The 14,331-nt window shown below is 43.1% G+C and carries 9 protein-coding genes and 1 pseudogene; 8 read left to right on the top strand and 2 right to left on the bottom strand.

Translation table 11 applies throughout. From position 1 onward, the window contains the following. Nucleotides 1-44: 44 nt before the first annotated feature. Entirely contained in the window at nucleotides 45-755 is a 711-nt protein-coding gene (locus ABRT01_RS11650) for a haloacid dehalogenase type II (RefSeq protein WP_367747297.1), read from the top strand. A gap of 48 nt (nucleotides 756-803) precedes the next feature. Here the strand turns inward: ABRT01_RS11650 and ABRT01_RS11645 are convergent, their stop codons facing one another. Next, entirely contained in the window at nucleotides 804-1,025 is a 222-nt protein-coding gene (locus tag ABRT01_RS11645) for a PLP-dependent transferase (RefSeq protein ID WP_269410332.1), read from the bottom strand. 371 nt (nucleotides 1,026-1,396) lie between these two features. Here ABRT01_RS11645 and ABRT01_RS11640 point away from each other — a divergent pair, with 371 nt between their 5' ends. The 3 genes from ABRT01_RS11640 to ABRT01_RS11630 all read left to right on the top strand — a co-directional run bounded on the left by ABRT01_RS11640 (nucleotide 1,397) and on the right by ABRT01_RS11630 (nucleotide 4,406). Next, nucleotides 1,397-1,954: a sigma-70 family RNA polymerase sigma factor gene (locus tag ABRT01_RS11640; RefSeq protein ID WP_367747293.1), complete on the top strand. Its 558-nt coding sequence runs from the start codon at nucleotides 1,397-1,399 to the stop codon at nucleotides 1,952-1,954. A 498-nt stretch (nucleotides 1,955-2,452) separates the two neighbouring features. Continuing rightward, entirely contained in the window at nucleotides 2,453-3,046 is a 594-nt protein-coding gene (locus tag ABRT01_RS11635) for a sigma-70 family RNA polymerase sigma factor (protein ID WP_367747290.1), read from the top strand. Nucleotides 3,047-3,302: 256 nt separating this feature from the next. Further along, nucleotides 3,303-4,406, top strand: a complete 1,104-nt coding sequence (locus ABRT01_RS11630; RefSeq protein WP_367747287.1) for a DnaD domain-containing protein — start codon at nucleotides 3,303-3,305, stop codon at nucleotides 4,404-4,406. A 488-nt stretch (nucleotides 4,407-4,894) separates the two neighbouring features. On the opposite strand, the gene ABRT01_RS11625 is transcribed toward ABRT01_RS11630, so the two are convergent. Beyond that, a complete protein-coding gene (locus tag ABRT01_RS11625) occupies nucleotides 4,895-8,281 on the bottom strand; it encodes a 5'-nucleotidase, lipoprotein e(P4) family (protein WP_367747284.1) in 3,387 nt (1,128 codons plus the stop codon). Nucleotides 8,282-8,653: 372 nt separating this feature from the next. Between ABRT01_RS11625 and ABRT01_RS11620 the strand changes: the two genes are divergently transcribed. From ABRT01_RS11620 to ABRT01_RS11610, 4 genes and pseudogenes are all read left to right on the top strand, one after another. Continuing rightward, entirely contained in the window at nucleotides 8,654-10,711 is a 2,058-nt protein-coding gene (locus tag ABRT01_RS11620) for a glycoside hydrolase family 3 protein (RefSeq protein ID WP_367747281.1), read from the top strand. Between the two features lie 94 nt (nucleotides 10,712-10,805). Continuing rightward, a pseudogene (locus tag ABRT01_RS11615) lies at nucleotides 10,806-12,074 on the top strand (exo-beta-N-acetylmuramidase NamZ family protein); the annotation flags it as partial. Then, a complete protein-coding gene (locus ABRT01_RS18375; protein ID WP_439649463.1) occupies nucleotides 12,051-12,335 on the top strand; it encodes an FIMAH domain-containing protein in 285 nt (94 codons plus the stop codon). The pseudogene ABRT01_RS11615 and the gene ABRT01_RS18375, both read left to right, overlap by 24 nt. Nucleotides 12,336-12,457: 122 nt before the next feature. Next, entirely contained in the window at nucleotides 12,458-13,945 is a 1,488-nt protein-coding gene (locus tag ABRT01_RS11610; RefSeq protein WP_367747278.1) for a serine hydrolase domain-containing protein, read from the top strand. Nucleotides 13,946-14,331: the final 386 nt, after the last annotated feature.

The following is a 14,331-nucleotide window of genomic DNA, read 5'->3' as shown; positions in this document are numbered from 1 at the left end:
TGTGATACAATCGATTTAAACATTACGAATTGGGGGAATTATATATGACTTGGCCAAAAGCAATAACATTTGATTGTTACGGGACATTGATTGATTGGGAAGGCGAAATTCAGATGATATTTAAAGAGATACTTGAGAGGAACGGTGTAAAGAATGTTGATGTTGTCGCGTTGCAGCGTCATTGGGAGAATATTCAATTTGATTACATTCAAAATCAATACATGCCGTATAAAGAAGTGCTGAGAAACACTTTACCAATGGCTTTTAATTATTTTGGATACCCTTTCACGGAAGAGGATAGCCGATACTTTGCGGAATCCATGGGGGAATGGCGGCCATTTCCCGATACGATAGATGCCTTGTTGGAGATTAAGAAATACACAAAAATCGCCTTGCTTACGAATACTGACGATAGCATTATTGAGGAAACAGTATCAAGGATTGGCGTTGATTTTGATGAGATCGTTACTGCGGAGCAAGCTGGTGCATATAAAGCGAATCACGATGGCTTCCATCTTTTGTTGAAGAAGCTAAACCTCGATAAATCAGATATACTTCACACTGGGTTTGGATTCAAGTACGATGTTGTGCCCGCCTCAGAGCTTGGTATTACTTCTTGCTGGGTGAACCGTTATGGTGAAACCCGACCTGCCAATGTTAAAGAAGATTATTTAGTTGGTGATATGAAGACGTTAGCCCTTCTTGTAAAAGGTCTAGCTAGTTCAAGCATCAACCCAGTTCGATATGAAGGATGATGGGGGCTATTTCTATAAGAAAACAAGAGCATTTTGAAGATATTTTAATTATATAGAAGCAGCGGTTGTTGGATTAGCTGTTCGGCTGTAAAAATACACATCGGGTGTCCAATTCATTCCTTCATCAACGGCAGATTCTTTATCCTGAGCAGACTCAAAAGCGAATGTTGAAGTTTGATAGATTGGTGTGTTAAGCGCCCTTGTGACGGGATCTGTTGGTTCACCGGCTTGGATAGCACGTGTCGAAAATGCATACCTATCTCGATTCAAAAAAATTCCTCCCTAAATCAAAGTTGTAATTATCTTATGTGATTTTCACTGTAAAAGAACCTTAACCCGAATTATTCACAGAAATCTTATGATGGGATTGCTTATATTAATTGTGACTTTATACCCTAAAATGTCATAAAATAGACACAAATACTCATGGTCGCCATTTTCCCTTTTCTAATTATTTTTCAACATAAACCACTAATATTCGAGTTTAATCGACATGCTTAGACCGTTGTTTCGGGTTGTTTCGACAAATTAACGACTTGTTTGCAAGATTTGGAAATCATTGGCAAAACCTGCGATAATAGGAGTTAGGATAGCGCTATCACTTTATATTGGAAAGCCGGCTTTTTAGAAAGAGGACAGGAATGAAACGAAACGTTCGAGAACCTTTTGAGGAAGTTTTTAAGATACATGAGAGGCAGATTTATTATCTCATCCGTAAATTAAACATCGATGATTCTCACCAGGAATTTTACCAGGAAGGGCTATATGCCATGTGGGAGGCGGTTCAGACTTTTCAACCTGGGAAATCACAACTATCGACGCATCTTCATAATACGATTCGCAACCGTTTAGTTGATTTGATGCGTATAAAGAAACGTCGACAACGCCATGATTCTATTTATTGCAAAGCAGAAATGCAAAAACTAGGGAGTGGGAATCATTACCGCGACACTGATATTCCTATTCAAGAGGAACTGGCTGTAACAATCCATGAAACGGATCTGTGGGAAGAACTGAAACCCTTGTTGACCACGAATCAAAGAAAATGGGTGAAGTACTATATTTTTATGGATATGTCGAATCGGGAAATTGCCGAGCAGGAGCATGTTTCTATTGATGCGGTGAAAAGCTGGGCGAAAATGGCGAAACAAAAATTGAAAAGGAAGGGCTTAGAAAGGGATTGGCCCGAAATAAAATGACGTGACATAAATGAGAATGGTTTTGTTGAGATGGAGGAACAACTGCTTATCTATTGATGAGCAGTTGTTTTTTAATGAGCTTATGCAGGGATATTCCATTTTTGATAACAGATGAGCATATGTCTTTGCTTTCTGGAACTTTTGCACCAAAAAACTGTGACACTTTTTAAATAAAAATAAAATTTTCAATAAAATATGCCCCCAAATAGGCCTTCAGAAACGATAATAGTAATAGGAGGGGTTATAAATAAAATATAGGTTAAAAGTTATATGAAAGGTAAGCGTCCTGATACATTCATACTATCGTGGATTATCCCCATGTTCCTTGCATTGGTCGTGCTAGTCCTTGTCATTTCCTAAAATTAGACTTTGTGACATGAATAGATTTGTTGCTATCATTTGTGAGATTCCATTAACCTTTTTCACACGATTCGGATGATAATGTGGGATATCTGCTTTAGTGTATTTCGTATTATGTAGAAAATGAGGAGGAGAAAAATGAATAAGAAGGAAAATAGTCTTGAGGAAAGCAACAATGGGGAAAACAGTAACGAAAAGAAGACAAGTTTTGAGGAAATCTTCAAACAGAACGAACGGCGGATTCATTACCATATTCATAGGCTACATATTCAGGATCCGCACAATGAATTTTTTGTAGAAGGTCTGTATGCGATGTGGTGTGCCTACAAGAAATACAAGCCTGACCAGGGAGTGATGTCCACTTATTTCAACTTCACTATTCGCAATCGATTAATTGATATGCTCCGCAAGAAAAAGCGAGAGAATCAACACCAGGAGACATTTGTCCAACACGAAAAGCTAAAAATCGATAACGGCAACCGTGACTGCAAGACGAATCTGCCTATTCCCGATACAACCGGGATGGAAGTGCAGGATGGGACGTTTTGGGAGAAGATACGGGGGATGCTGACGGACAATCAGTCGAAATGGGTGAAATATCATGTGATTGAGGGCCTGCCTTTGGCGGAAATTGCCGAACAAGAAGGAGTCACGGTGGATGCAGTGAAGAGTTGGGGGAAGACAGCCAGAAAGAAACTGAAAAGTGTCGGGGTTAGAGAACTGCTGGAATAGGTGGGACGAGGGGACAGGTTCATTGTCCCACCATTATTTTCCATACGGGGATGGGAGGAATCGTTTTGGGTTGTCCGAAATTGATAGGTTGCTTGGGTAAGGCGTCTGAGTATAGCGTATAGCCGTTCGAATAGGCAAGAAGGCGCTCCGGAAAGGCGTGTGACCGCTCGAACTAGCGAGAGGAGCGCTCGAGAAATGTATGTAAACTCATTTTAGAAGTAATAAATGGCTATTTTATTAGAAGGGATAGAGAGACATGAATTACATAAAAGAAATCAATGCATTTTACGATCGCCTGGAACGGGAACCATTATCAGCATCCGCAATTAATCTGTGGTATACGTTAATGCATATCAACAATAAAGCTATGTGGGCAGAGACGTTTACCGCATCTGCCACAGTATTGCGATTTAAATCGGGGTTGAAGGAAAGTTCATTTAAGCGGGCACGGGCGGAATTGAAGGAGAAGGGTTACATTGATTATGTGTCACGCCCGAGGAACCAAGCACCGGTTTATCGAATGGTGTCGTTATCCATGGAAATAAACGGTAATGATGAGCATACTTGGGTTTTAGAGGAGCGTGGTAATTTCCATTGGGATCGTGGTACCGAGGATTGGATAGACCAGCCGATGAATGACGGTACGGAGCATTTGGATGGTCAGGACGTGACGTATGCAAGCATGCACCGGTTGACGGATTCGGAAGCGGACCACCGAATGAACCAGCGTGTGGACGTAGAACGAATAACTGGACGAGGTGTGGACCACTTGACAGACCAGCCGGTGAACCAGCATGTGGAACGAGATATGGACCAGGGTACGAACCAAAATACGGGCACATTAATTAAACATAAACAAGACATAAACCAAATAAAACAAAACCAAGCATCTGCTGCAGCGGACGTGTTTGTATTTTACCAGCAAAATTTCGGCCAGATTCGTCCGTTTATGACAGATGAGCTATTACATTGGGTGAATGATATTGGCGAGCCTTTGGTACTGGAAGCCATGAAGCGTGCGGTGGAACATGATAGAATCACATGGGTCTACGTGAAAGGAATTTTGCTGGATTGGCGTAAGAAAGGGATTTCGAGTTTAGAAGACGCGCAGGCGGAGGAAGTAGCTTTTCGGAAGCAACGACTTGGGCAAGTTCATGGTGCGACGGCTGCTCGGGCAGGGGGACAGCGCACAGAAGTTGTGCCGGAGTGGTTTGATGATTATAAACGAAAGCAGGAAATCAAGGCAGAGAAGAAGGCAGCAGCGTCGACAAGGGTAGAGACAGAGGAGGAAAAGGCGGAATTTGAGGAGTTGCTGGCGGAGTTTGTTGGCAAGGATAGGAGGGGAGAAGTTCGGATTTAGGGTGCCTGTCACTTCCTGGATTTTGTCACATATTGTTGAATAAAAAAGGGTGTGGCGCCATTGACCGCTTAAGCACACAGTTGATAGGCATGGACGACCAATGGATGTTGTCTCCGTGAATGTGTTGTATACGAAATCAACCTTTATTTACATTAGCAGAAAAAGAACAGGTAAATAAAATTAAATCCAGTCTTAGTGATAAAAACTTCTGGTGAAAGTCCTTATAACTTAGAGAGTTTAATCTTTCGGGAAACGGCATAGAGCCTGTGCTAAGCTAAGTGGAACAACTCATCAGAACTTCAAATGGCTTGAATACTTCATAGCGTGTATTTTCAGATCCCCTACTCGTGGGATTGGCCTGTTTATTCTTGTTTGACTTTCGTTTTGAACTTTACATCGATCAAACCTTTTACCAGATTTAACGTCCACTACAAAAAAGACTGATCGCCCCGCTTAAGCAGGCTCGATCAGTCCTTTTCTTTTAACGATCAATTTTTCGCGATATCAATGATCCGTCCCTCAATTTCAGGATCGACTTTTCCGTTCAGATCATTGACCATATAATCACGGATCTGTTCCCAGTCGTTTTCGCCAATATCTTTAAATCGCCCTTCCTCGTCTGCCTTAGCGAGTGTTTCAAAACCATCGCCGCCCTGTGCGGTAAATTCATTCGTGGTCACTAGGTATGCTTCATCTGGATCGATGTCAACATACTCTCCATTTTTATTGACCTTCATCTCCACGACCCGGTTGCCTGGTTCCCTATTGCTGTCAAATTTGAATGTCATACCGGAAACGTGCAGGAACCCGCCATGATATTCTGGTGCCAAATGCACACTATGTTCAAGGACCTCTTTAAGCTCTGCGCCGGTAAGTTTGCCGACGACAGGGTTATTACCAAACGGCAGCACATTGATCACGTCACCTGTTGTGATTGGTCCTTTCTCAATTGTAGCCCGGATACCGCCGCCATTCTGGAAAGCAATCACTGTATCGTCAAACTTGCTCTTGGCACCAGCCAACATCGCATCTGTGACGAGGTTGCCGATCGGTGTTTCCTCAACGCCGGTCCCGCTGTTTTTAATATCTTTAAGTGCTTCTGCGCCAATCGCTTCATTCTCGGTTTCCTTAATCTTTTCAGCGTATGGCTTAAGTACCTCTACTGCCTCGGGATCTGCATCATAATCATCGACATCGAGCAACTCTCCGGAATGCCCGGTAACGACCCCGTCATCGTCAAACTCCATATCGAGCGTGCCAAGGTATTGACTGTACTCACCTGCCTGAACAATGACGGTCGGGTCTTTTTCATGGCCGTCCGCGTCTTCTGTCACGACTACCGGCTCCTTCAGCGCGGTATGCGTATGACCGCCTACGATGACGTCGATACCGTCAATCTCGGCAAGGAGCTGATCGTTACCGAAGACAGGATCGCTATCATAGCCGAGGTGGGAAAGGGCAATAATCTTATCGACCCCTTCTTCCTCGAATTCAGCGACCGCTTCCTCGGCAGTGTCCAGATAGTTATGGAAAACCACCTGATTCGGTCTGGAAATTTCTGTAGTTTCCTCCGTATCCAAACTGAAGATGCCAATTTCCTCGCCATTGACTTCCTCGATCATACTGTAGTAGCTCTTGCCGGGGTCTGCATTACGCACGAGTGATTGATCCGTCGCCAGCTTATTCATAAACGGATCATCGGAAAAGTCGATATTGCTTCCCAGAAACGGAAATTCAGCAGCATCAACAAATTCAGCGAGCGTTTCATTGCCATCTTCTTTATCACCGCGATCAAATTCATGATTCCCGTATGTCATCGCGGTCATATCCATCAGGTTGAACAGGGCCATGTCTGCCTGTCCGCCGAATTCCGTGAAATAGAGTGTCCCCGAAAAAGCGTCGCCTGCGTGGAACAGCAGCGAATCAGGTTTTTCCTCCCGCTCTTCCTTGATCGCCGTCACCATCTGTGGCAGCAACTCGGTATGGGCATGCGTGTCGTTCATGTGAAGAATGGATAGTTCGAAATCCTCGAGCGACTGTTTCCATTTCTGAATCAGCGCATCAGCGTTTGATAGCAACGTGTCATAAGCATTTTTTGTAATTAAATCGTTATCGTTTTGATAGTCTAGCAACTTCTTGAATCCTTCCAGATGCTTGATAACCTTTTCGGCGTTGCTATTGTTTTCATAATGACTTACTGCGGTTAAATGCATTTGTAAAGCGTGGGCTTCTTTATCGGCAATCTCGCCTTCCGTATGGAGTTGGGAAACAAGGTCTTTGATAGCCTCTGCACTTTTGCTTTTGTTTTGGAAGTAATCTAAATGATCTTTGCGTGCTTGCATTTTTTCTTCGGCTGTTAGATCGCCATCATATAAGGCGCTCTCCCAATCGCCGTACATTGGGTTAGGGAAAACGATGAATGAATCACCGAATGCATCCTGTTCCTCGTCCACTTGTTGATTTCTTGCTGCTAATTCCTGGTCTTTTGGAAAACCGGTGAAATCTGATAAGTTATCACCGAAAAATAATAGAATATCATGATTCTCGTCAATTTTATCGAAACGATCCTGCTTTCCAGTTTCACCTTCTTTTGTAAGCAAAACATGATCGTTATCTACTTGAGGGGCACCTATTTTTTCTAAGTTTTCTACGGTAGCATCTTGCAGTCTATCGGAACGTCCGGTTACATAGTAAATTTCCACTCCTCGGTCATCGGCATAGTTAAGAAATTCTAATGCGCCGGGGACAGCTTCTGCTTTTGCGCTTTCCTGCCACTCATCAAGTGACGCTTGCCCGCCCGTTTTAGTCATTGTCGCATTGTACGGGCCACCATCCAACACAGTTTCATCGACATCAAGTACGATTGCGGGATTCTGATTCGTTCCTTCTTCAAGGTTAGTGTCCAACTTCTCTTTTCCAATGTTGTACGCTTGGTGATATAATGCTTCTGCTTCACCTGCCGTTTGATACCAGGCGATCGATGTCATATTCTGATCCTGGAGTTTTTTATCATCTGGTGTTGCATCATCAGATGAATCGTCATTTGGACTAAAATAGGTTAAATGATCTTTGCGTGCTTGCATTTTCTCTTCCGCTGTTAGATCGCCATCCGGATATAAGGCACTTTCCCAATCGCCATACATCGGGTTTGGGAAAACAATGAATTGGTCGCCAAATGTATCCTTCTCATCGTTTACTTGCTTGTTGCGGGCATCTAAAGGCTGATTCTTGGGGAAACCGGAAAAATCGGAGAGGTTATCTCCAAAAAATAAGAGAATATCATGATTTTTATCAACATCATCAAAACGGTCTTGTTTCCCTGTTTCACCTTCTTGTTTCAATAATACATGATCATCATCTGCCTGAGGGGCACCGATTTTTTTCAGATTTTTAACGGTAGCCTCCTGAAGTTTATCAGAGCGTCCGGTTATATAATAAATTGTCACGCCCTGTTGATCGGCATGATGAAGAAAATCCAAGGCACCCGGCAATGCTTCTGCCTCTGCGCTCTCCTGCCATTCATCTAAGGAAGCTTCCCCGCCTGTTTTAATGGCTAAAGCATCAAAGGGGCTGCCATCTAGAACGGTTTCATCTAAATCAAGCACGACAGCTGGATCTTGATCCGTTCCTTCTTCAAGGGCAGCATCCAATTTCTCTTTTCCAATGTTGTACGCTTGGTGATATAATGCTTTTGCCTCACCGGACGTCTGGAACCATGCTGTCGCCATCACATTTTGCTCTGCTAACTGCTCCTTAGGTGTTTGCTTTTCAGGTTCACCCTGGTTTTTCTCCGCCAGCACATGACTATTTCCAATTAATAATGAAAAAGATAACATAAAGACTGTGAAAATACTTACGCGTCGTTTTGCATGCATGAATTCTCCTCCTCGTATCGAATGTAGAATCTCTGTTTTAGTCAAGTCGTATCCCAACATGTAAAATTTTATCGAATGGTGGGAAAATTCACTAGTGCCTTATTACCTAGCAAAGTTATTTCATGCTAGTACTTAATAATTATTTTTTGAAAAATCAAATACAATCGACTAACTTCGACGTTTTTTGCAAAGCGCATCTATTATACTTGGATGAAACATAATCGACTTATTTCGAATGGGAGTAGGTTGAAAAATGATGTCGAAGGGAGTGATTGTATTGTATAAGCATGCTCCATAGCTGATCATTGATTAAATGGGTGATGGCACGAAGGTTTTCATAACATAATCATTAAATTTTGAGGAGGGGTTGGGTTGAAACGTCGTTATTTATCGGTGCTTTTGTCGATTACGCTTTTATTATTATGGTCTCCGCAACACAGTTTTGCCAATGCAGACAGCGCCAAAACTCCTGATGCCGATGCGAAACAAGCTGATGAAATAAAAGAAATCATGGATGACATGACAATCGAGGAAAAGGTAGGGCAGCTCTTTATCATTCATGCCTATGGAAAAACACCTACCGATGAAGAATACAAAGATATCAATTTGGAAAATAATCGGGGTGGCAAGAACTTCAAAGAAATCATTGAAAACTATCATATTGGTGGGGTGATCTATTTTAACTGGAGCGACAACATTGGTACGCCGCTTGATGCGGGGCAAGTAAACCGTCTATCGAACGGGTTGCAGAAGATTGCTGCGGAACAGGATCATGCCATTCCGTTGTTCATTTCAACCGACCAGGAAGGTGGAATTGTGCAACGGGTAACAAGCCCTGGCACTGTGTTTCCGGGTAACATGGCACTCGGTGCGACCGGTTCCGAGGAATATGCTAGCAAATCAGCAAGCATTCTTGGTAATGAATTACAAAGTCTGGGCATAAACACGGACTTTGCGCCGTCACTTGATGTCAATATGAATGCGGAAAATCCTGTCATCGGCGTGCGTTCCTATAGTGAGGATCCCGAATTGGTATCCAAGCTTGGTATCGCACAGATTCAAGGTTTTCAGGATCAACATATCATCGCATCTGCTAAGCATTTTCTAGGTCACGGTGATACGGATACCGATTCGCATACCGGACTGCCAGTTATCGACCATGATCTAAAGACGTTGCAGGAAGTGGATTTAAAGCCGTTTCAGGATGCGATTGACGAAGGAATTGATTCCATTATGACAGCACATATTGTCGTTCCGGCTTTGGATGAATCAGGCTTACCGGCAACCCTCTCCAAGCCAATTCTTACCGATTTACTACGGGAGGATATGGGGTATGACGGGTTAATCATTACCGATAGTCTTGGTATGGCCGGGGTGAATGAGTATTATTCACCCGATCAAGTTCCGGTTGAGGCCGTAAAAGCCGGGGTGGATGTTTTGTTAAACCCGCCGGATGTGGAAGAGGCCTATAACGGTTTGTTGGATGCGGTTCAATCGGGTGAGATTAAGGAAGCAAGATTGGATGAGTCTGTGTACCGGATTTTATCCGCGAAAATGGAAAAGGGGCTGTTTCATGACCCATATACTGATCCGGAGGAAATTGAGAATATCGGGACGGATGCCCATTTACAAATAGCAGATGACATTGCCGAAAAAAGCGTGACATTGGTACAAAACAAAGATGACGTATTACCTTTGGAAACTGAATCATCGGAATCCGTTTTTATAACTGGTCCCAAGCAGGCACAGCCGGAGCAACTAGCTGATTATTTAACCGAAAAAGGCATGGACGCCAGCAGCTTGGCAACCGAAACAAGCCCTACGGAAAACCAAATTGAAAGGGCGGTTGAACAAGCGAAGTCAGCAGATAAAGTGATTGTAACAACATATACAGCTAATACCAATGACGATCAACAACAACTGGTCAAACAACTGGAAAAAATCGATGTACCAGTTATTGTCGCCGCACTTGGTAATCCGTATGATCTGCAAGCTTTCCCAGATGTAGATGCCTATATCAACACGTATAGTTATCTGGACGTGTCTGTGCAGGCATTGGCAAATGTAATCTCCGGAGATATCAATCCGTTTGGAACGTTGCCAGTGACCATTCCCGATAGTTATGAAAGGGGTCATGGCCTCGACTATATCGATACCCCCCGGACTGCTGACGGGATGAAGTCGCTCGTGTCTGATTTAGCAGCATCCGGCGATATACCAGATACGATTGTGCATGACCTGACATTACATTTAACCGCTGTTAGCCATTATGAACAAAAAGAAGCAGTGAAAAAAGTTGTGAAACATATGCAGGGATTTAAAGCGATGTTGGACGCTCAAAAAGAAAACGACACGATTTCACATAAGGCCTATAGCTATTTGGAGACCGAAACAGAAAAATTGATCATGGACTGGGAAGGTAAGCAGTAGTGTAATGGGTTCTTTGTAGTGGAACTTTTGCTAGTTTATTGACACTAGTTGGAAAGAGATTTTCAATAAATACGTTGCGTGTGGGGGGATTTACATGAAAAAACGCTATATCATCGTGTTTTCCGCTGCCTTTCTATTGTTAACATTGTCCATTCATGCAGTGGCCAGTGACAATAAAAAGGATCGTGCAAATACGGTGTCAAATGATGCTACCTTGGAACTCGGAATAGACGTATTGGTAAACGAGCATTTAGATGAACTGGAAGGAAAGAATGTGGGTTTAATCACGAATCCGACCGGTGTGGACCAGGATTTAAATAGTATCGTGGATTTTTTGCACCAGAACGACAAAGTGAATCTGGTTGCGCTCTATGGGCCTGAACATGGGGTTCGCGGTGGAGCACAGGCCGGGGAGGATGTTGATTATTACATGGATGAACGGACAGGCCTTCCTGTATACAGTTTATATGGTGACACGAAAAAACCGACACCGGAAATGTTGGAAGATGTGGATGTCTTGTTATTTGATATCCAGGATGTTGGGGCACGTTTCTATACGTATATTTACACCATGGCCTATGCGATGGAAGCAGCAGCTGAAAATGATATTAAAATGATCGTACTGGATCGTCCTAATCCGATTTCTGGTGGCAATGTGCAAGGGCCGGTTTTGGATAAGGATTATGCTTCATTTGTTGGCATGTATCCGATTCCACAACAACATGGAATGACGGTTGGAGAATTGGCGGAACTATTTAATGAGGAATTCGACATTCATGCAAATCTGGAAGTCATGAAGATGCATGGTTGGGAACGGTCTATGTATTATGATGACACGACGCTTCCATGGGTTATGCCATCACCGAATATGCCAACGCTTGATTCGGCAATTGTTTACCCAGGTACAGCATTAATTGAGGGAACGAATATTTCTGAAGGTCGAGGTACAACCAAACCGTTCGAGTTGATTGGAGCTCCGTTTATTAATGGGGAAGATTTAGCCGAACAATTGTCTAAAGCGGATCTTCCTGGTGTACGTTTTCGAGCAGCCTACTTTACACCACAATTTTCCAAACATGAGGGTGAATTGTCTGGCGGGATTGAAATCTATGTAACGGATCGTAATTCCTATGAATCCGTGGAAACAGGTCTAACGATTGTAAAAACAATTCACGACATGTATCCTGACGACTTTGAATTCCGTAAAGAAGATGATTCCGGTATATCGTTTTTTGACCAATTAATAGGTAACGGCTGGGTACGGAAAAAAATTGAAGAAGGAGCTTCGGTAGAGGAAATTGTAAATGAATGGGAGGCGGATTTAGACGATTTCAAAGATTTGCGGCGGGAGTATCTGCTTTATACCACTAGTGCGAAAGATATTCAAGATGTTGTCGCTGATCTGAGGGATAGTGGTGATATTACGGATGATGCTGCACATGATTTGGAATTACACTTAACAGCTGTTGGCCAGTACGAGAAAAAGGAAGCATTTGATAAGGTGGTCAAACATATGAAAAGCTTTAAAAAAATGATTGATTACCAGAAAGGAAACAATCTTATCACCAGTAAAGCACAGCAAACGCTACAGCAAAAAGCCGATGCATTATTGGCACAGTTTTAGGGGGTGCCTGTCACTCCCTGAACTATGCCCATGTTTTATCGAATGAATAAGCTGTTTGGCTTGTTGATTGCCTGCCATCTGTTTGAATAGAAAGGATATGCTTTTTGGGGGAGGACATAAAGATGAAAAAACGCATGATATCTATGTTTGTGGCGCTGGTTATGGTATGCGGGATGTTGACCACGCTGCCACAAACCGGTTACGCCGCTCAAACCGGACTTCAACCGGGAACTCCGGAACAGGAATCGATGCTAGCACAGCCACTTGAAGATATCGATGGAGCCATTCACGATGCAATTAAAGATAACGTGATGCCCGGAGCTGTCGTACTTGTTGCCCGTAATGGAAATATCGTCAAATGGGATGCGTACGGTTATGCTTTACGGTATGCGGATGATGATTTTACCGAAATAGATGATCCGGTGAAGATGCAGGAAGATACGATATTTGATATGGCATCTATTTCCAAGCTATTTACCGCGATATCGGTCATGCAGTTGTGGGATCAGGACTACTTTGGATTGGATGATCCGGTATCCGATTATCTTCCGGAATACGATACGAAGGAAAAACGGGATATTACCATTCAACAATTGCTAACACATACATCCGGGGAAAAAGCGGGCCCATCCAAGGAATTGTATGAAATGGATGGTGATCGTGAAGAACTGTTGGAGTATGTCATGGAAGAACCGTTGGAGAATGAGCCTGGTGAAGCATATGTGTATAGTGACATCAATTATATAACACTGGGCGTCTTGGTAGAACGTCTAAGTGGTGAGCGGGAGGATGCTTATGTACAAACGCATATCCTGGAACCCCTTGCCTTGTCAGATACCATGTATAACCCACCGGAAAATTTAAAACCACGGATAGCTGCGACTGAATTTCAGCCGTGGACCGATCGGGGGATGGTATGGGGCAGTGTACACGATGAAAAGGCGTGGGCACTTGACGGTGTAGCTGGACATGCCGGGGTGTTTAGTTCCGCCGAGGATTTAGCAACGTTTTCGCAAATGCTATTAAATAAAGGAAGTTACCAGGGTAAATCGATTTTTTCGAAAGAGGCCTTTGATTTGATGAATACCAATTGGAATGAAGCATTTCCGGGGCAGAATCATGGACTTGGCTGGGATTTGAACCAGGATTGGTATATGGATATACTAGCAGAGGAAGACACCCTGGGGCATACGGGCTATACGGGAACCTCCATTGTGGTCAGTCCCAAACTGAATACGATTGCGATTTTATTGACAAATCGCGTACACCCGACCCGTGATACAGTTTCAACAAATGGTATACGGAAAGAGGTGGCAGCAAAAACGGGTAGTTCCATTTATTCTTGGAATGCAGAGAGCCTGCAAGCATTAGTGGAAAGTTTGCAGGACAAGGGAGCTTTTTCCGATGAAAATACGGCAAGATCTTTGGACGTTCACTTAGCTGCAGTAAAGCGCTTTGAAGAGACAGAGCAGACGGAAAAAGTCCTCAAACATTTGGATGGCTTGCAAAATCTCCTGGAACACCAGCGAAATGAGGGGCTTATTTCGGATGATGCCTATGATTCGCTTGTCGATGGTGCAGCGTATTTGATGGGGAAATGGCGAGATTGAACATGTGTGGGTTCTGCCATTCATTCGAATATACCGATTTATCATTTTTTTCTTTACAAATGGAATGCAAAAGGTTACAATAATAATAACCGAACTCACCACGCCTCTTAACAATGCGGACCAGGGTGGGTCATTTTTTTAGGCTAACGAAACTGAAAACTTAAAAAGTATGCTGCTTACCCAGAGCCCCCCTAGTGCTAATTTATCCATTCAACGAATCAACAAAACTTTTAGTTTAATATTACTTATGCTGTTTTATCAAGGGTGAAATCAAAATGGCTCCTTCAGATCATATACATATCAAAGAACCAAAAACATATGAACTCAACTTTCGCGGAGTAAAAAGTTAATTTAACTAAGCCGCGACGTAGCGTGTGATAAATCAA

The organism is Lentibacillus sp. L22 (genome assembly GCF_040812445.1).
Taxonomy (GTDB): Bacteria; Bacillota; Bacilli; order Bacillales; family Amphibacillaceae; genus Lentibacillus_C; species Lentibacillus_C daqui.
The sequence above is the reverse complement of the archived record's forward strand: the minus strand, read 5'-3'. Positions and strand labels throughout refer to the sequence as shown.

Excerpts from the sequence above, each read along its gene's own strand:
- ABRT01_RS11650 (WP_367747297.1), top strand. The coding sequence starts at position 45 with ATGACTTGGCCAAAAGCAATAACATTTGATTGTTACGGGACATTGATT.
- ABRT01_RS11625 (WP_367747284.1), bottom strand. The coding sequence starts at position 8,281 with ATGCATGCAAAACGACGCGTAAGTATTTTCACAGTCTTTATGTTATCT.
- ABRT01_RS11635 (WP_367747290.1), top strand. The coding sequence starts at position 2,453 with ATGAATAAGAAGGAAAATAGTCTTGAGGAAAGCAACAATGGGGAAAAC.
- ABRT01_RS11640 (WP_367747293.1), top strand. The coding sequence starts at position 1,397 with ATGAAACGAAACGTTCGAGAACCTTTTGAGGAAGTTTTTAAGATACAT.
- ABRT01_RS11610 (WP_367747278.1), top strand. The coding sequence starts at position 12,458 with ATGAAAAAACGCATGATATCTATGTTTGTGGCGCTGGTTATGGTATGC.
- ABRT01_RS11630 (WP_367747287.1), top strand. The coding sequence starts at position 3,303 with ATGAATTACATAAAAGAAATCAATGCATTTTACGATCGCCTGGAACGG.